At 30.6% G+C, this 19636-nt stretch carries 16 protein-coding genes, 1 tRNA gene and 1 pseudogene; 11 read left to right on the forward strand and 7 right to left on the reverse strand.

Features of this window, described 5'->3' with window-relative positions; genetic code table 11:
• The first annotated feature begins 1 nt into the window (after position 1).
• Positions 2–75 (forward strand) — tRNA-His (locus RH98_RS10920).
• 60 nt (positions 76–135) lie between these two features.
• On the opposite strand, the gene RH98_RS10925 is transcribed toward RH98_RS10920, so the two are convergent.
• Both RH98_RS10925 and RH98_RS10930 read right to left on the reverse strand, forming a co-directional pair.
• Complete coding sequence (locus RH98_RS10925; protein ID WP_010254580.1) at positions 136–453, reverse strand: hypothetical protein; 318 nt, start codon at positions 451–453, stop codon at positions 136–138.
• Positions 413–1447 carry a M28 family metallopeptidase gene (locus RH98_RS10930; RefSeq protein WP_010254582.1) on the reverse strand — a complete coding sequence of 345 codons (1035 nt, stop codon included), beginning with the start codon at positions 1445–1447 and terminating at the stop codon, positions 413–415. The genes RH98_RS10925 and RH98_RS10930 overlap by 41 nt, the downstream gene beginning before the upstream one ends.
• Before the next feature lie 1059 nt (positions 1448–2506).
• Here RH98_RS10930 and RH98_RS10935 point away from each other — a divergent pair.
• Together RH98_RS10935 and fsa are read left to right on the forward strand one after the other, a co-directional pair.
• Positions 2507–3316, forward strand: coding sequence for an SDR family oxidoreductase (locus tag RH98_RS10935; protein ID WP_010254584.1), 810 nt, complete (start codon positions 2507–2509; stop codon positions 3314–3316).
• Between the two features lie 85 nt (positions 3317–3401).
• Positions 3402–4058 (forward strand): fructose-6-phosphate aldolase, encoded by a 657-nt coding sequence (fsa, locus tag RH98_RS10940; RefSeq protein ID WP_010254586.1) that lies wholly within the window; start codon positions 3402–3404, stop codon positions 4056–4058.
• Between the two features lie 84 nt (positions 4059–4142).
• On the opposite strand, the gene RH98_RS10945 is transcribed toward fsa, so the two are convergent.
• From RH98_RS10945 to RH98_RS15280, 4 genes are all read right to left on the reverse strand, one after another.
• Positions 4143–7241 carry an efflux RND transporter permease subunit gene (locus tag RH98_RS10945; protein ID WP_010254588.1) on the reverse strand — a complete coding sequence of 1033 codons (3099 nt, stop codon included), beginning with the start codon at positions 7239–7241 and terminating at the stop codon, positions 4143–4145.
• A gap of 15 nt (positions 7242–7256) precedes the next feature.
• Positions 7257–8351 carry an efflux RND transporter periplasmic adaptor subunit gene (locus tag RH98_RS10950; protein ID WP_026038861.1) on the reverse strand — a complete coding sequence of 365 codons (1095 nt, stop codon included), beginning with the start codon at positions 8349–8351 and terminating at the stop codon, positions 7257–7259.
• 19 nt (positions 8352–8370) lie between these two features.
• The gene (locus tag RH98_RS10955; RefSeq protein WP_010254594.1) at positions 8371–9642 is read right to left on the reverse strand and encodes a TolC family protein; all 1272 of its coding nucleotides are present in this window, start codon (positions 9640–9642) and stop codon (positions 8371–8373) included.
• Positions 9643–9896: 254 nt separating this feature from the next.
• Positions 9897–10721, reverse strand: a complete 825-nt coding sequence (locus RH98_RS15280; protein ID WP_010254596.1) for an META domain-containing protein — start codon at positions 10719–10721, stop codon at positions 9897–9899.
• 519 nt (positions 10722–11240) lie between these two features.
• Between RH98_RS15280 and RH98_RS16235 the strand changes: the two genes are divergently transcribed.
• The 3 genes from RH98_RS16235 to RH98_RS10970 all read left to right on the forward strand — a co-directional run bounded on the left by RH98_RS16235 (position 11241) and on the right by RH98_RS10970 (position 12654).
• Positions 11241–11486 (forward strand): helix-turn-helix domain-containing protein, encoded by a 246-nt coding sequence (locus RH98_RS16235; RefSeq protein WP_010254601.1) that lies wholly within the window; start codon positions 11241–11243, stop codon positions 11484–11486.
• A complete protein-coding gene (locus tag RH98_RS16240) occupies positions 11483–11878 on the forward strand; it encodes a S24 family peptidase (protein WP_010254604.1) in 396 nt (131 codons plus the stop codon). Before RH98_RS16235 ends, RH98_RS16240 begins: the two co-directional genes overlap by 4 nt.
• Before the next feature lie 104 nt (positions 11879–11982).
• A complete protein-coding gene (locus RH98_RS10970; RefSeq protein ID WP_036495723.1) occupies positions 11983–12654 on the forward strand; it encodes a uracil-DNA glycosylase in 672 nt (223 codons plus the stop codon).
• Positions 12655–12694: 40 nt separating this feature from the next.
• On the opposite strand, the gene RH98_RS10975 is transcribed toward RH98_RS10970, so the two are convergent.
• Positions 12695–13867: a proline dehydrogenase family protein gene (locus RH98_RS10975; protein ID WP_010254608.1), complete on the reverse strand. Its 1173-nt coding sequence runs from the start codon at positions 13865–13867 to the stop codon at positions 12695–12697.
• Between the two features lie 1077 nt (positions 13868–14944).
• On the opposite strand from RH98_RS10975, the gene RH98_RS10980 reads away from it, so the two are divergent.
• The 5 genes and pseudogenes from RH98_RS10980 to RH98_RS11005 form a co-directional block, all read left to right on the forward strand.
• A complete protein-coding gene (locus tag RH98_RS10980) occupies positions 14945–15142 on the forward strand; it encodes a CsbD family protein (protein ID WP_010254610.1) in 198 nt (65 codons plus the stop codon).
• Positions 15143–15370: 228 nt separating this feature from the next.
• Positions 15371–16438 (forward strand): 3-dehydroquinate synthase, encoded by a 1068-nt coding sequence (gene aroB, locus RH98_RS10985; RefSeq protein WP_010254614.1) that lies wholly within the window; start codon positions 15371–15373, stop codon positions 16436–16438.
• Positions 16439–16736: 298 nt separating this feature from the next.
• Positions 16737–18134, forward strand: a complete 1398-nt coding sequence (locus RH98_RS10995; RefSeq protein ID WP_010254617.1) for a type III PLP-dependent enzyme domain-containing protein — start codon at positions 16737–16739, stop codon at positions 18132–18134.
• 37 nt (positions 18135–18171) lie between these two features.
• Positions 18172–19146: a deoxyhypusine synthase family protein gene (locus tag RH98_RS11000; protein WP_006258808.1), complete on the forward strand. Its 975-nt coding sequence runs from the start codon at positions 18172–18174 to the stop codon at positions 19144–19146.
• Positions 19147–19238: 92 nt separating this feature from the next.
• A pseudogene (locus RH98_RS11005) lies at positions 19239–19532 on the forward strand (hypothetical protein); the annotation flags it as partial.
• Between the last annotated feature and the right edge of the window lie 104 nt (positions 19533–19636).

Consider the following 19636-nt stretch of genomic DNA (forward strand, 5'->3'; position numbering starts at 1 on the left):
GGTAGCTATAGCTCAGCTGGTTAGAGCGTCGGATTGTGGTTCCGAAGGTCGTGGGTTCGAACCCCATTAGTTACCCAGAAAAAAAAGGACTTTCTAACAGAAAGTCCTTTTTTTTATTTCATTAAATCAAGCTTGCTATTTTAAGATTAGTATTAATATAAATGTGATAACTAGACATTTAAAAGATAGAAACGTAAATGAATCTAGTCTTATTTTACGATTAATTGTGCTCATCACCACAAGTGTAGGAAGTAGGAACAACGCAATTACCATTACAGAAAACAGATTATTATATACCCACTCAAATGCAGTAGAAGTCTCAAATTCTAATATATAAGCTCCTCTCATTAACCATAGAATTAAATTACAACTGCATAGAATGAAAAGTGTAATATCAATTCTCTTCGCCCATTTAATTCTTTTGCTTTGTGATTTTTGGTCTTTCGTTTCCATTAGCTAATTTCCATGCTGTGTTAAAAATTAATTGAGTTCTTTTCTTTAAAAGAGGGATATTTATTTTATCAAAAGTATCACTTGGTAAGTGATAATCTTCATGTGTTCCATTATAATAGAATATGGCAGGAATGCCTTCTTTTGCAAAAGTATAATGATCTGATCGATAGTAAATTTGTTGAGGATCATTTTCATCATTAAAGCTATAGTCTAGATCTAATTTGACAGATTCAATATTTGCCTTTTCTGAGATAGAATGCAAGTCATTACTAAGTTTATCAGAACCTACTACAAATACATAATCCTCTTTTCCCTTGTACTCTGGGCTTGTTCTACCGATCATGTCGATATTAAGGTCAGTAATTGTATTTTTAAGTGGTATAGCAGGATTTTGCACATAATACTTTGAACCAAATAAGCCGAATTCTTCTCCTGTTAAATGTAGGAATAAGATGGAACGTTTAGGCTTTATACCTTTGTCATATAGTTCTTTAAAAATTCTAGCTATTTCCATTAATGAAGCTGTACCACTGCCATTATCATCAGCTCCATAATAGATTTGTCCGAGTAATATACCCATGTGATCATAATGAGCAGAAAGGATTAATACTTCATCTGGGTGTTCTGTACCCTCTAGAAATGCCCAGACATTTTCACTGTCTTTTAATCTTATAGTTGTTCCCTTCATAAAATTAGCGGGAATAACTTGAAAATATGAATCAGTACCCTTAGGAGGCAAAATACTATGTTGTTTATAAAAATCAGCTATATAATTGGCAGCTTTTTTCTGACCAAGTTCACCAGTTCTTCTGCCTTCAAATTCGTCGGAGGCTAATACTTTAAGATTTTTAGAAATACTATCTGAATTAATTAATGTCCAGTAAGGTTCTGTATTATCAATCTTTGGTAGGTCAGTTGAGTAGCTACTTTTACAAGAAGTGAAAATCAGTAAAGTACTGATCAAAGTAATTTTTAATATATTCGTTCGCAACATTCTATATGTGTTTTCATAAAGTCTGCAACTTAATAATTTATGTTTACTTATTTGCCATTGTATTCGCAATTCTTCATTGTATGTACAATCATTAAGGTAATCGTAAAACTTCTGTAACAGTTAAATAAATAACTTTACTACATCATTATTTATTTAATAGAATAGACAACCGAATTAAACAGTATAAGTATTGAATAATAGGCAATTTATTCACTCTCTCTTTAATTACAATTTTTTTTATCTTTTGAATAGGCGAGCTCTTTCTTAATTATTATGTATTAGCTACTTTTTGTTTTTTATTGTCATCTATATCAAAACTCTAAATTTATTTAGCACAGTATTATTAGAAACAGTAGCATTACTAACTAAAAAAGTTGTTATTTTGCATTAATAATCAGTGTTTTAACTGACTACTTCAAACAAAAATATACAAATCAAAGTGTGTATTTTCTCCCAAATTGACTGTAAAAAAGTCAATTTTTTTTTGTCCATTTTTCTAAATTTTAAAGCATTTCACGTGGGTCTCATCCCAGAGCTGTTCGAGCACGATTGCAGTCTTGTTCGGGAAAATCCCCTTTTTGCAATGAATACGCGCACTATTCTCGAAGCGTTCTCGAACAAAACTACTAGTAAACTTTTAGGGTGATAGGTAAAAGCCTTGTCATTACTGGGATTAGAGTTATAATTGTGTTTTTGTAAATGGCAAATAATAGCTATTTTAAGCTTTTTTAGGTATTTATTTACTTATAGGTAAATAGGTCTAATGGTTTTTTGTAGTCCTGATATTTATGAGAGTATCAGGGATGAGATTTATATACAATTCAAATATGAAATAATTGATTGTTTTACAAAATAGATTTGAATGATGCTCTGGTATAGCGTTGTATATGCTATTATTTCCAATGAGTGTATTTGTCATTTCTTTATTTACTTTATCATATTTATTTTTCTAATGCAGAATGTGAGCTAGAGTTGTTCTTTTTTGAATATTGGAATTTGACTTGCATAGCGAAGAATTATAATAGTTAATAGTATATTTGTTTTAAATTAATTATGACAATGAACAAAGTAGTTTTTATTACTGGTGGATCATCAGGTATAGGGAAATGCGTAGGAGAATTTTTATTGCTGAAAGGCTTTGAAGTATATGGAACTAGTAGAAATCCAGATAGAGTATTAGAATCTAAATTTCCATTAGTTAAACTTGATGTAAGAGACAAGGAAAGTATACAATCTGCTATTCAAGAAGTGTTAGATAAAGCAGGTAAGATAGATATCTTAATTAATAATGCAGGTGTAGGGATAACTGGACCTATTGAGGAGATACCGACAGAAGAAATAATAAACAATTTTCAGACGAATGTCTTTGGACCTATTGAAATGATTAAGGCTGTTTTACCAAGTATGCGCGAGAGAAAACAGGGATTAATTATTAATGTTACTTCTATTGCGGGCTATATGGGGTTGCCATTTAGAGGAATTTATTCCTCTTCAAAAGGAGCGTTAGAATTAGTTACAGAAGCTTTGAGAATGGAATTAAAACCGTTTAAGATTGAAGTTACGAATGTAGCTCCTGGAGATTTTGCAACCAATATTGCTGCAGGTAGATATCACGCTCCAGTAATAAAAGGGTCGGCGTATGAAGAGGTATATAAAATGTCGTTAGAAATGGCAAATGAACACGTCGATGCAGGAAATAATCCAATAGATATGGCAGAAGCTATTTATAAAATAATAAATACTAAAAAGCCTAAAGTAAGATACAAAGTAGGAGAGCCGTTACAAAAGTTTTCTCTGTTCTTAAAGAAGATATTGCCAGGTAAGATGTACGAAAAACTACTAATGAATCATTACAAAATAAAAGAGTAAAATAAACTTATCAAAAGTTCTTTAAACACGGATATATATTGTAATTTTGGACTACAGCATAACATATAAGAAATAATATATCATTATGAAATTTTTTATTGACACAGCTAATTTAGATCAGATTAAGGAGGCAGAAGCATTAGGAGTGCTTGATGGTGTAACAACCAACCCTTCATTAATGGCTAAAGAAGGCATTACAGGAGAAGAAAATATCTTAAATCATTACAAAGCGATCTGCGATATTGTAGATGGTGATGTAAGTGCAGAAGTAATTTCTGTTGATTATGAAGGTATGATTAGAGAAGGTGAAATATTAGCAGCCTTGAATCCACAAATTGTCGTTAAATTACCAATGACAAAAGATGGGATTAAAGCATGTAAATATTTTTCTTCTAAAGGGATTAAAACAAATGTTACTTTAGTATTTTCTGCAGGGCAAGCTTTGTTAGCTGCTAAAGCAGGAGCGACTTATGTATCTCCATTTATTGGTAGATTAGATGACATTTCTACTGATGGATTAATGTTAATCCAAGAAATACGTCAAATCTATGATAACTATGGATTTACTACTGAAATTTTAGCTGCATCTGTACGTAATACAATGCATATTGTTAATTGTGCGAAAATTGGTGCTGATGTAATGACAGGACCTCTAAGTGCTATTTTAGGTCTATTAAAACATCCTTTAACAGATAATGGATTAGCGCAATTTTTAGCAGATTACGCAAAAGGAAATAAATAAGATAATTCTTATATACCCATTTACAAACTACAAACTAAAAAAAGGTCGTCTTAAATAGACGACCTTTTTATGGTTAATTATATTCTAATTACTATGTTCTTCTTTGTTTTTGTAAGCCCAGTAAAATACTAATGGCAAGACTGTAAAGGACAATACCATGCATATTATTAATCCACCTACAATCATGATGGCTAATGGTTTTTGAATTTCTGAACCCATACCATGTGACAATGCTGCTGGTAATAGTCCCATTGATCCCATTAATGCAATCATAATTACTGGACGTATTCTACTTTTTACTCCATCTTTAATGGCTTCTACTAGAGGCATTCGCTTTCTTAAGTTCTCTCTCATTACACCAATTAATACAATTCCATCAATTGTAGCTACCCCAAATAGAATTATAAATCCAATTCCGGCTGAGATACCAAATATGGTTCCGGTAGCCCACAGTGATACAAATCCACCAATAAATGCAAATGGAATTGTCATTGCTGAAATAGCAGTATCTTTCACGTTGCCAAAGTTAAAATAGAGTAGGACTAATATCAATATTAATGATACTGGTACAACTAACATAAGTTGTGTAGCAGCTCTCTCTTTACTTTCAAATTCACCAGCCCATTCAATTTTATTTTGTGAAGGTAAATGAACATTAGCAGCTACTTTTCGTTTCGCTTCTTCAATTGTACTGCCTAGATCACGCCCTTCAATACTAAAGCCTACACCAATATAACGACTAGAACCCTCTCTATATATAAATGCTGGTCCTGTGTGATAATCTATTGTAGCTATTTCTTTAAGTGGCACTTGCTTACCGTCTAATGTAGGTATTAAGATATCACCAATTTTTTCGGCAGAATCTCTATAGTTCTTTTCAAAACGTAACACAACATCAAACATACGTTCATTCTCGTAAAAAGTAGTAGCGGCTTGCCCACCAATGGTCATTGCGATAACTGCTTGTGCATCTGCAGTAGTTACAGCATATTTTGCCATTTTATTATCGTGCAATGCAATTCTTAATTCAGGTAAACCTATATTTTTAAAGATATTTAGATCAGTAATACCCTCTACATCTTTGATGCTTTTAGCCACTTGATTTGCGTAATCCTCTAATTCAAAGAGGTCATCTCCAAATATTTTAATAACCAAGGAACTTTTTACACCAGCTACGTATTCTTCAACATTATCTTGAATTGGTTGACTAAAGCCGAAGTTAATACCTGGATATTTTTCTAAAGCTGTCCTCATTTCGTCGAGCAATTCGTCTTTAGAAATACTTCTTTTCCATTCGCTTTGTGGTTTTAGTTCTGTGTGAAACTCAATATTAAAGAACCCAGTAGGGTCTGTTCCATCATTAGGTCTTCCAGTCTGAGTTAAAACAAATTTTACCTCGTCAAATTCTCTTATGATTTCTTTCATCTCTTTAGATAAGCGCACTGACTCATCTAAGTTTATACTACTTGGTAAGGTAGCTCTCACATAGATAGCTCCTTCATTAAGTTTTGGTAAGAATTCAGAGCCATAATAGTGAAAACGAGCTCCACAAACTATAAGAAGTATTGCAAATAAACTTATGGTTACTTTCTTATTTCTAAAGCTCAAATTAAACATTCTGTAAATGTTTGTTTTGAAAAATCTAGAAATTACGTTTTCTCTTTCTCTAATATTCTTAGTTAGTAGTATCTTACACATTGCAGGTACGTATGTCAAACTTAAAATTAGAGATCCTAATAAAGCGTAACCTAGTGTAAAGGCAAGTGGAGAAAACATTTTTCCTTCTACTTTTTGGAAAGAGAATATAGGCATTAAAGCCACTATCAAAATAAGTAATGCAAAGAAAATATAGCTAGCTACACTACCTGCACTTTTCTTGATGGTTCCAAGTTTGGACATTTTATTAAATCTCCTCATTCCCACCATCTCTGCTTTCTTCTCTAGCCCCACAAAAACGTGTTCTACTATTACAAGTGTTCCCTCTAGTAATAATCCAAAATCTAGAGCCCCCATAGAGATTAAGTTTGCAGGTAATCCTTGTATTTTCAGCATTATAATGGCAAATAAAAATGCTAACGGGATAACTGAGGCTACAATAAATGTCGTACGCCAGTTATATAAGAAGATAAATACAATAATGGAAACTAATACAATACCTTCGACTAAGTTCTTTGTAACTGTTGTAACTGTTGTATTAACAAGATCCGTTCTGTCAATAATAGGTTCTATCTTTACGTTTTTAGGTAATATACGCTCATTAAGGTCTGTGATTTTATCTTTTAGTTTGCTAATCACCTCACTAGGGTTTTCACCTCTTAGCATAACGACAATTCCTTGTACTACGTCATCTTCATCTTGGAAACTAACTTGTCCTAATCGCGGTTTAGCACTAATAGATACAGTTGCAACGTGTTTTACTAGGATAGGGGTATTGCCTTTTACTTCAATAAGAATATTCTCTATATCTTCAATATTATCAAGAAGACCAACACCTCTAACAACGTACGCCTGATCACCACGTTGTATAACATCTCCACCTACGTTAATATTACTTTTTTCGACAGCTTCATAAACGTCTAAAGGCGATAGATCATAATTGACTAATTCAGTAGGATTAATTTGAATTTCATATATCTTTTCTTCTCCACCAAAGCTCACTACATCAGCCACGCCTGGTACAGATAATAATTCTCGTTCTACAACCCAATCTTGAATAGAAGTGACTTCTTTTATAGGTAAATCACTTTTAATAATATATCTAAAGATTTCCCCAGTTGCCCCAGATGGAGGTTCAATCTCAAAGTCTGCACCATCGGGTAGGTTAACATTCCCCATTCTATTTGATGCATACTGTTGGGCATAGAAATCGTCAATCTCATCATTAAAAAGAACAGTAACTACTGAAAGACCAAATAATGATATAGAACGTACTTCTGCCTTATTAGGAATGGTATTCATTTCTTTAGAAATAGGAAGTGTAATAAACTTCTCAATCTCTTCAGCACTTCTACCAGGCCATTGCGTAATAATACGAGCTCTCGTATTTGTTACATCAGGGAACGCCTCAATAGGGGTATGGATGTAACTGTAGATTCCACCAAATAGTAATAACAATACACCGAAAATAACTATAAAGGTATTTTTAAGTGAAAATGCTACTATATTTTTTACAAATTTTTGCATAAGAATACCTTTTGATTATAATCTGTTATTTAATTGGTCGTATATTAATAATTCATTTGTAGTAATGACAACTTCACCTTCTTTTACATTATCACTTACATAGGTATATAGACTGTTTTTTGCAATTGGAGTAACTTTTCTTACTTCTTGATGGCAATCATCTACAAATACTACTACATAGTTTTGATTATTATCGAATATCAAAGCATTGTTTGGCACTGCTAAAGCATCGCCTTCATTACTATCTAACTGAATGACAATATCAGCAGCCATTCCTGGTTTAAGCTTCATTTCTTGGTTAATCATTGTGATTTGCGCTTTTAACACACGTTCTTCACTGTCAAACACTTGTGATACTTTAGCAATTTTACCTGCAAAGTATTCATCGGGATATGCTAAAGTTGAAACTTGTACTTCAAGGTTTGGAGTAACATTTTTCATATTTGTCGCATATACATTTGCCATTATCCACACATCACTTAAATCTGCAATAGTAAATAATGGATCATCACCAGCATTAATAGACATCCCCGTAGTAATATCTTTTGTTACAATATATCCTGATTGAGGAGCCTTAATAAAGTAAGTACCTGATGAATTAGAATCATAGTGTTTAAGATTATTCTTACTTAATTGTACTTTTGATTCAAGCACTTTTACCTCACTTTCAGCTTCTAGTAATTCTTTTTGAGAGGCAATACCATCGTCATACATTTGTTTGACAGATTCTAGTTCCCTTTTAGCTACTTTAAGTTCTTTTTGTGCGCTATTAAAGTCCTCGTGAAGTTCATTAAGGTCTGCACTACTAATTTCTACTAATACTTGCCCTTTATGTACAAAGTCACCTAGTGAAAAGTTAGTTTTCGTAACGATTCCATCTACAAGAGAGATATAGGGTATTGTTTTGTCTTTATTGTATTCTATTGTACCATTTAAAGTAATTGATCTCTCAATTGGGCGTTTCGTTACCTTTTCAAAGTTCAGCCCTTCTTTTAATTCTTTAGGAACGCAATAAGGTTCATCTGTTACAAGGTTTTCGTTAGTTGTTGTTTTACAGCCAGCAAATGCAATAACGCATAAGCTTAAGAAAGGGATTGTATATTTTTGCATCATTTTCATTTTTGTAGGATTAAATATCTTTACCAATAGCATATTGAAGGGTTTCGAAGTGATCTATGATATCTTTTTTAGTTTCGAGAATCAAGTTCTTGTTATCAAGGTAGGCTTCAACAAAGTCTAAATATTCGATAAGACTTACATTTCGCTTTTCAAAATTCTTAAAATAAGAAAGTATTAACTTGTCTAATTGCTCTTCGTAATCAATATCTATATTGCTATATAGCTGTAAAGCATCGTAATAATTTCTATAAGCTTCAATTATTTCATTCGCTATTTCGTTTTCTTTATTCTGTATGTCTAGTTTAGCGATTTCTATATCTAGTTTGGCTTCTTTTATATTTCCTTTGTTTCTATTGAAAATAGGTAAATCAAATGAAACACCTAATCCGATAAAGTCCCTCATAATATTACCACCTCTATCATAGTCAATAGCAAAAGTTAGATCTGGTGTACGTTCAGCTTTCTCAATGGCTAATTTTTTAAGAGATTGTTTTTCTAAGTTTTTTACTAAGTGTAAATCAGGTCTGTTTTCGTAAGCTTCGACAATCCAATCTTGGAGCAGTATCTCAGAAACTTCTTTAGTAGGCATTTGTAAATCTTCTGCAATAACGATTTGAACATTGTCTTTAATACTAATGAAGTTTTTTAAATCTTTTACGGTTTCTTCATACTCTTTCTTAATATCTAGATACTCTTTTCTGAATTGTAGTTCTGCAGCTTTTAATCTCATATATTCAGCCTGGCTAATATTACCATGTTCTAATTGATTTTTATAAGCCTTAATTAAGTTTCCTGTATTAGCAATCTGATTATTAAAAATCTCTAATTGTTTTTGTAAAACCTGTAGTTGAGTTATTGTTTTTCTTAACTCTAATTTGCTTTCACGCAGAATAGTTTCGAATTCTTTTTCTTTCTCTTCCTTTGAAAGCTTTTGTAAGTCAATATTTTTTCTTCTTTTACCTGCAGTTTGTATTTGCTGTTCTAAGTGCAATGATATTTGTTGAGAATCACCCCATTTGCCCATTATATAAGGTTGCTCTTCTATATCTGTAGTTTTCCATAAATTAACCTCAGATATTTCAAAGGTAGGATTAGGCCATAACTTAGCTTGAATAATTTGAGCTTCAGCTTGAGATATCTCAAGTCTTTTAATTAATAAGTCAAAGTTTTGTTCTAAAAACTTCGCTTCTATTTGTTCCTTAGATAATAGTATTTCCTTGTTCTGAGCAATGCTTTTATAACTCAATAAAACAAATACTAATAGTATCGCTTTTTTATACATACTGAATATGAATTTTTAACTGTCCAAAAATAGATATAGCATATTACAAGTATCTTTGAACCACATTAAGTTAAGATTAATGACACATTAGAATTTGATTAGAGTCTTAATTCTAAAGGGCTTGACTTAAATATACAAGATTTGTTCCAATTCTTAAAAATTAAAGAAATATTGAAATATTTTAGATTGAGTTAATAAAAAAAGGCCTAACCGATATGGTTAGACCTTTAAATCTCTCGATAAATTATAAAGTATTATTTCTTTTTAAATCTTAATAGCACAAGATCGTCAGCAGATAATAATGTTAATTCATCATCTTTAATTTTATATTTTTTAGCGTTTTGCAAATTACTTGTGTATAAGTTTTCTTCTACACCTTCACAAAATTTGCGAGTCATTGCTAATTTATCAATATTTAAAGTACCATTAGACGTTTCTAGAGCTCCATTAAAGTTATTACATCCAGCATTACCAAAAACTTTATTTCCTTCGAATTTAATAGTAGGAACCGTAAATGGGAAGCGATCTTCTAATGATTTTGAACTTCTATCTAAAGGTTGGATAAAGTCTAATACCCATTCAGAACCATCTAGCTTATCATTTGCTTGTTTCGTAAATTTATAAATAACTCCTTGTTCAGAAGATAGGATTAATTCATTTCCTTTCACTTCAAATGTTGTTACATTGGTTAAGTTACTCATAAACAAATAGTCTGATACCCCTTCACATGCCATTAGAGTAGAAGCTAATTTATCTCCAATTTTAATAGAGTTAGAACCACTTACTTCATATTTTCCAAATATATTATTACAGCCATCAGTACCATTTACAGTTGTTTTTTCTGTATCAAAATTTAGAAAAGGTATTTTATTAGGAAATAACTCTTTAATACTTTTTCCTTCAGATATTGATTTATTAATTGAACTTAACGTCCAAGTACCTTTTAATAAGTTATTCATAATGATAGTATTCTCTTGACTATTTGTTTGTTCTACAGCAATAGCAGTGCTACTAACTGTCTTACAACCAACAACTGTCAGTCCAAGTAGCGCTGACAAAAATATTAGATTTCTTCTCATTTTAATTTATTTTAATTCTGCTAAGTTACCAAATCTAGTAAACATTGAGAAGGTAAGTCGTTAAAAATATTACAAAATAATATGTTGATTTTACTTTTTGGCAAAGTAATTGTATTTACAATATTATACTTTACGCGAATTCTATAATGCGCAATAACGAAATAAAGTATATAATGAGAATTTAATTTATTAGTAATTTTTATGTAATTATTCTTTGTGCAATAATGTTATTTTATAACTTAACTAGGATAATCAAAAAATGACCTACCAATTAATGGGTTTAGGTATTAAATGAGATAGTTTTTGTTAAAAAAAGAGTTAAGTACATATTAAGAGTGTTATGACTTGTGATATTATTCGTTTTTTTGCTAAAATTATTTGTTTTTAAATATCTTATTTAAGTGATTTAATAAATAGTTTTATCTCGTTCTTAGAATATATAAACTGGCTGAAATTCATATTCTGAAGCAAATGAGAAGAAAAATTGAAAGAAAGAAAAATTGAAAAAATTGAGAGAAAATGCAAAATGCGACTGTTGTAATTAAAAAATTAAAAAAGATGTTAGGTATTAAGACAGATTTAGAGTTGTCGAGAATACTAGATGTGAAACCAAATACTATTTCTTCTTGGAAAAAAAGAAATAGTTTACAGTATGATAGCCTTATTGCCCTATGTAAAGAGCACAAGATTGACTTAAATGAGTTATTCTTTGCTGATTCTAGTGCATTTATAATAACGCTTATCAAAAAAGAAAAGCTAAGATGATATCGATAGATCATCACTTTGAGTATTTTTTAGACCCTGAAAAGACCTTAGCCTCGGCACCTACTTTTATTTTTCCTACTACGGAGGAAGTAGATATTGCTTTTCAGGTAGCTACTGAAAATATGTATCCTACTATTAAAGTATCTTCTTACGTTATTACGAAGAAAATAGAATTAAGTGATATACACCCTTGGCATTTATATCTTTTTGTCTTAGAGGGCAGAGGGATGTTAATCTACCGCTATAAAAGAGTGACTGATACAGGAAAGTTATTATTCATTAGTGATAACCCTAATTATGAAAATCTTGAAGTTAATCAAAATGATATCCGTGAGATTTTCTGTATTCGCGGTGCTTTTTTACCAAACTTTAAGGGTATTGGAGACATATAAATACTTGATGTATTTTACTATAAAAAAGCCAATGAGTTTTAAACTTATTGGCTTTTTTATTTAAAGAAGTTATAGCTATTTTTGTTACTTACAATTTTGATAAGATGATAGAAATAAGTAAATCACTTGACTGGTACCCAATTTTACAAGATGAGTTAAAAAAAGAATACTATTTAAAGCTAATTGATTTTTTAGGTTTAGAATACAATTCCAAAATAGTTTATCCTCCAAAAGAGGATATTTTTAAAGCATTAGAATTAACTAGTTTTGAAAATACTAAGGTGGTAATACTTGGACAAGATCCATATCACGGACCTTTTCAAGCAAATGGTTTATCTTTTTCTGTTGGTAAAGGGGTTAAGAATCCACCTAGTCTTGTGAATATTTTCAAAGAATTAGAAAGTGATTTAGGCGTCAAAAATGGTAAAACCGGTGATTTAACAAAATGGGCTGAGCAAGGTGTTTTATTATTAAATGCAACCTTAACTGTACTTCAGAAAAGTCCTGGTTCACATCAAAAAAGAGGTTGGGAACAGTTTACTGATACTGTAATCGAAAAATTAGCCTCGCAAAGAGAAGGAATTGTCTTTATTCTTTGGGGAAGTTACGCGCAGAAAAAAGGTAAAAATATCGATAGGAATAGACATTACGTGATAGAAACAGCACATCCTTCTCCATTGTCAGTTTATAGAGGTTTTTATGATAGTAAGCCATTCTCTAAGACTAACGAATATCTAAAAAGCATTGGAAAGACTCCAATAGATTGGAGCTTATAGTAAAAAGGCATGATTTAACATCATGCCTTTTTTATTTTTCTTATAATTTTCTTCTTTTCATTTCTGTAACTATCAAGTCTAATTCTCTGTTAGTTTGACCTTTTACAGAAGTATTTTCTTCAGCTCTTCTAATTAAGTAAGGAATAACATCTCTTACTGGTCCAAAAGGCAAGTATTTAGCAACATTATAATTTGCTTTAGCTAAGTTAAAGCTGATATTGTCACTCATACCATATAATTGACCAAAGAATAATCTTTTATCATTATGAGCGATATTGTGCTCTTTCATTAAGTCTATTAGTAGATATGAACTGTTTTCATTATGAGTACCTGCAAACAAAGCCATTGTATCAATGTGATCAACCATAAAACTAATTGCAGCATTATAGTTAATATCAGTTGCTTGTTTGTCAACGCATATTGGAGATTTATATCCTTTTTGCACAGCTCTTTCTCTTTCAACTTCCATATATGCTCCACGTACAACTTTCATCCCTACATAAAAACCTTCTTTTACAGCTATAGCATGTAAATCTTTAAGGTACTGTAGACGATCCCAACGGTATAATTGAGCAGTGTTATAGATAATAGCTTTCTCTTTATTATACTTACGCATCATATCTAAACAAATCTCATCAGCTGCATCTTGCATCCAACTGTGTTCTGCATCGATTAAAAGAAGTACATCATTATCATAAGCATATTTACATGCTATATTAAAACGATATAAGATTCTTTCCCATTCTTTTTGTTCTTCTGGAGTGAATTCTTTGTTTTCTCCTTTTTTAACAAACATGTCAAAACGACCAAAACCAGTAGGTTTAAATACAGCAAAAGGAATTTCATTAGGACGACCTTTAGCTATTTCGATCGTTTTTAAGGTCATATTTAATGCAGCATCAAATTGTTCTTCTGTTTCTTTTCCTTCCACAGAATAATCTAGTACAGAGGCTACACGTCCTTCTTTATACATGCGATCTACTACACTTAAACAGTCTTCTTCACTGATTCCACCACAAAAGTGATCAAAAACAGTTGAACGAATTAAACCAGTAACAGGTAAATGAGTTTTTATAGCGAAATTAGCAAGCCCTGAGCCTAGTTTAACAAGGGTTGGTTTACTAATCATTTTGAATAGAAAATGAGCTCTTTTTAACTCTTTATTATTTTTAAGAGCAAAAGCTACTTCTGTATTATTAAATAAATTTTCCATTATTAAAAATAAAATAGTTACGCAAATATAATTACTCTTTTAATAATATTTAAACATATTTGTGATTTAAATGAGTATAGTTAAAAAAATCTTTAATTAAGAATAGTATTTCACTTTCGTTTTACTTGATATATATACCTTTATATTGTAAAAAAGTGTTAAACAGAATGGGGGTTTGTAGGAATAACTTTTACCTCTATTTTTTGTTTTTAATTTATTATAATATGCTACAGGTACTAATTGTTATACCTTTTTTTGCTTAAAATGATCGCTGGGTCAAAGCGAAAAATTTGCAATTAAAGTTAATATACTATATATCTTATGAAATAGTATTTACAACTGTACTATTAATAGTTAATAAAGTTGTATTTTTGTACTATTATTCAGTACTTTAGGTTATAGAGCTGATTAAAAAGACACAAATCAAAGTCTTCTGTTTTTTGTAAAAGTGACCGTGAAAAGGTCAATTCGTTATCCATTATTTTTCAAATTTTCAAGAATTTAATTCAGTCTTAACCCCTGTGTTGTTCAGGTACGGTTGCAGTATTGTTCGAGTAGTTCCTGTTTTTACAGTGCTTTCTCAAGTAATACTGCAACAATACCCAAGCAAATCTACTATTCAATATCCCGAATTGCTTATTAAGCCTTGTTGGTACAAGTACATAACTTATAGTAGAGCAAAGCGCTAAAAGTAATTAAGTAAGAATAATACAGCTGTTAAACTTAGAATAGAAAGTGATAAGTAAGAATTAGTTTTTAAAAGGAAGTAATTCAAAAAGAGTTTAAAACCTGTTACACATTTATCTAAATATTCTTTTGATAGATAAGTCATTAAAAATAATAATAAAGTGTTTAATTTTATTGATTTAGCAAATAATAAGTATTTACGATTTAATGAATTATTAGTAGTTATATTTTTTTCTTCTATCTGTTAACTTTTTTGTGTGATTTTTAAATTATTAATAATATTATTCAGTAGTTGATTGGATATTTTTTTGTACTTTTAATGATATATAAATGTAATAATATTGTTATTATATTTTTAACCAAATTTATTAACTGTTAAAAAATTAAATTATGAATAAATTAGAATTAGAAGGAAAATGGAATAGAATCAAAGGTGCTGTTGTTCAAAAATATGGCGAATGGTTTGATAACGATAAAGCCCAAGCTGAAGGCCACCTAGATCAAGTTCTTGGTAGAATTCAAGAAAAAACAGGAAAATCTCGTGATGAGATTGAAAAAATGATAAAAGATTGGGAAGAGAAATATTAACCTAATTAATATGACATAAAAATGGTTTGAGGGTAAACTTCAAACCATTTTTGTGTTTAAAACATCTCTTGCCAATTCTCTGGGTATTTAAAAAGGGTTAGAATTAGAGTATTAAAAAATAGAAGTTTTAAATTGGATAAAGAGTAGTGAAATTTGCTTTCAATATTTAGGTAAAAAAGTCTTTTTTTAAAATAATAATACCTTAATTTGTATAACAAATGATAAAAAATGGAAATACTTAATACAAAAGGAAGTCAAATATTATTCGGTCAAGATGCTTATATCGCTTTAGGACAGAAATTAAATGAAAAACAATATTCTAAGTTGTTTATTATCACTGATTCTAATTGTAATGAATTGTGTATACCTTATTTTTTATCGAATTTACCAACAGAAATTCCTTTTGAAATAATAGAAATAGAGGCAGGAGAAGAGTATAAAACGTTACAGACAGCGGAAGGTGTAATCCAAGCTATGCTAGATTTAGGTGGGGATCGTAAAAGTGTTATTGTAACTGTAGGAGGTGGAGTTGTTACCGATTTAGGTGGTTTTGTCGCCTCTATATTTATGAGAGGTATTGATTGTTATAATGTTCCTACTACTTTATTAGCTATGGTAGATGCCTCTGTAGGCGGTAAAACAGGAGTGGACTCAGCAGGGATTAAAAATTGTATCGGTACTTTTTCAATGCCTAAGATTGTTGTAATCGATGTTAATTATTTAGAAACACTGCCGGTTAATCAATTAAAATCTGGGTATGCAGAGATGCTAAAACATGGTTTAATATTTGATAAAAAATATTTTGATCATCTAAAAGATATTGCAAATGTTGATTTTGCGGATATTGAAACCTTAGTGATGCACTCAGTAATAATAAAAAATGAAGTAGTAGATAATGACCCAAAAGAAAAAGGGTTGCGAAAAATCTTGAATTTTGGTCATACGGTAGGTCATGCTATTGAAAGTTATTTTTTATTGTCAGATAAAAAAGAAGCTATTCTTCACGGTGAGGCTATAGCCGCTGGAATGGTTATTGAGGCATATCTCTCAAAAGAATTGTTAGGTTTAAGTACTAAGGATTATAATGAGGTTAAAGCATGTGTTTTTAATATCTACGATCGACTAGATTTTGATCAATCAGACATATCGGATATTTTAGAGTGGCTTAAGTTTGATAAGAAGAATGAAAACGGGGTTATAAAATGCGTTTTATTAAAAGAAATAGGGGAGGCTACTTATGATATTGTCATAGATAAGGTGTTAATAGCCAAAGCATTTGAAGAGTATCTGAAATAGTGTGGAAAATAAAACACTTTTTCTTTTTTCGATAGTTTATTTTGTTACATTTGCCGACGTGAAAATAGACGTTTTATATATTAGATTTTGTGTGTCAAAGAGACGCATCTTAAAGCGTTTTGTTAGAAGACAAAAGGCTGATTTTGTATATGGTATTATTAAATATTTTAAGGAAGCGCTTAACTCATTTAAATTTAGTTATAAACTTCCTATTTTATATGCTAATATCAGAGTTTGAAAAATGGTAAATTAACCGTTGTAATCAAATTTTATTAACTTTTTTTAATTGGTATTTCACATGAATACAAAGTATGTAGATTTAATCAATCAAACTTTTTATTTTCCTCAAGAGGAATTTAAACTTAACAAGGATAATTTACTATTTCACAATATTGATTTATTAGGATTAGTTGAAAAATACGGTAGTCCTCTTAAATTCACTTATTTGCCAAAAATCTCTGAAAACATAGCTAATGTTAAGACGATCTTTAGAAAGGCAATGGATAAAAACAAGTACAAAGCAAACTACTATTATTGCTATTGTACTAAGAGTTCACATTTCTCATATGTTCTAAACGAAGCATTTAAAAACGATATTCACGTGGAAACATCGTCTGCTTTTGATGTGAATATTGTTGAGAATTTACTTGACACGGGTAAGATTAACAAAGATACATTTGTGCTATGTAATGGTTTTAAACGTGCACAGTACATTGATAATATTGCAAATCTTATTAATAATAAGCATGAGAATACTATTCCAATTATTGATAACTATGAAGAGCTTGACTTATTACAAGAGCAAATAGATAAGAAATTCAAAATAGGTATTCGTATTGCTTCAGAAGAGTCTCCAAAATTTGAGTTCTATACATCACGATTAGGCATTGGATATAAAAGTATCTTGCCATTCTATAGAAAACAGATTGCTGACAATCCTAAAGTAGAGCTTAAAATGCTTCATTTCTTTATTAATACAGGTATTAGAGATACTGCGTATTATTGGAATGAGTTAGTGAAATGTTTAAAAGTATATATTACTTTAAAGAAAGAATGTCCTACATTAGATAGTTTAAATATTGGTGGAGGTTTTCCAATCAAAGATTCATTGGCTTTCGAATTTGATTACCAGTATATGGTTGATGAGATTATTAACCAAATTAAAATAGTTTGTGAAGAAGCTGATGTTGCTGTACCAAATATTTTTACAGAATTTGGTTCATATACAGTAGGTGAAAGTGGTGGAGCTATTTATGAAGTGTTGTACCAAAAACAACAAAATGATAGAGAAAAATGGAATATGATAGACTCGTCTTTCATTACTACTTTACCTGATTCATGGGCAATTAATAAAAGATTTATAATGTTACCTATTAATAGATGGAATGATGCTTACGAGCGTATTCTTTTAGGTGGGTTAACTTGTGATAGTGATGATTACTATAATTCTGAGCAAAATTTAAATGCTATTTATCTTCCTAAGTATAATAAAGAAAAACCTTTGTATATTGGTTTCTTTAATACAGGTGCTTATCAAGATCAAATTGGAGGATTCGGTGGTATTCACCACTGCTTAATTCCTCAACCAAAACATATTTTGATTGATAAAGATGAAAATGGTATTATAGCTACAGAATTGTTTTCAGAACAACAAACAGCTGATCAGGTATTAGAAATCTTAGGATATAAAAAATAGAATAAAAAGAAATTATTAATATAAAAGTAAAAATAAAATGAGTAAAGGACCAATTAGTCAGTTTATTGAGCATAACTATAGACACTTTAACGCTGCTGCGTTAGTGGATGCTGCAAAAGGATATGAAGCACACTTAGACGCTGGAGGAAAAATGTTAATCTCTATGGGAGGTGCAATGAGTACTGCTGAGTTAGGAATTTCTCTTGCTGAGATGATTCGTCAAGATAAGGTGCAAATTATATCTTGTACAGGTGCTAACTTAGAAGAAGACGTGATGAACTTGGTTGCTCACTCTCATTACAAAAGAGTTCCAAATTATAGAGATTTGACTCCAGAACAAGAGAGAGAGTTATTAGATAACCATTATAACCGTGTAACAGATACTTGTATTCCTGAAGAAGAAGCTTTTCGTCGTTTGCAAAAACATTTAGAAGATGTATGGCATGCTGCTGAAGCAGAGGGGAAACGTTATTTTCCACATGAGTTTTTATATCAAATAGTAAATTCAGGAGTATTAGAGCAATATTATGAAATTGACCCTAAAGATTCTTGGATTGTTGCAGCAGCAGAAAAAAATATTCCAATCGTATGTCCAGGATGGGAAGATTCTACTTGCGGAAATATCTTTACATCTAACGTTATTAAAGGTAAATTAAATGTACACACAGTGAAAACTGGTATTGAGTACATGATATACTTGACAGAGTGGTATAGAGCTAATTCAGGTGGACATGGAGTAGGATTTTTCCAAATTGGTGGTGGAATCTCTGGAGATTTCCCAATTTGTGTTGTTCCTATGATGTATCAAGACTTAGAGTGGGAAGATGTACCTTTCTGGTCTTATTTCTGTCAAATATCGGATTCTACTACTTCTTATGGTTCATATTCAGGAGCAGTGCCGAACGAAAAAATTACTTGGGGTAAATTAGATATTGATACACCTAAGTTCATTGTTGAATCAGATGCAACTATCGTGGCGCCATTGATATTTGCGTATATTCTTGGTAATTAATTGATAGGAAAAAAATGTAAATTAAGTTTAAATTTTTATTTGTTTATTACAATTTAGCTATTACATTTGAACCGAAATAAAGCAATAAAAGAATGAAAAGAGTAATTGTTGATTACGCAAAATTAACTAACGAAATTTTATCCCTTTTAGTGGAGAAATTTCCTGATGGATATGATGATTCAGATATCATTCGTTTTAAGAATGTTAAGAATGAAACTGTTGAAGCAGTGGAAGTTAGAACGGAAGATACTATCTATCTTGTGAAAGTAAGTACTAAGTTAGCGGACAGAATCGAAAATTTCGATGAAGATGAAGAGGATTTTGTTGATCCAGCTGAAGATTCATTGGATGCATTAAAAGATTTAGAAATAGCCGACGACGAAGATTAAAACAATAATCTCTATAGAATAAAAAGAGCTACTATTTTTATAATAGTAGCTCTTTTTATTGTTATATAATTAATCAATATAGATAAATGTATGTTCTGTTC

It is taken from the genome of Myroides injenensis M09-0166, from assembly GCF_000246945.1.
Taxonomy (GTDB): domain Bacteria; phylum Bacteroidota; class Bacteroidia; order Flavobacteriales; family Flavobacteriaceae; genus Flavobacterium; species Flavobacterium injenense.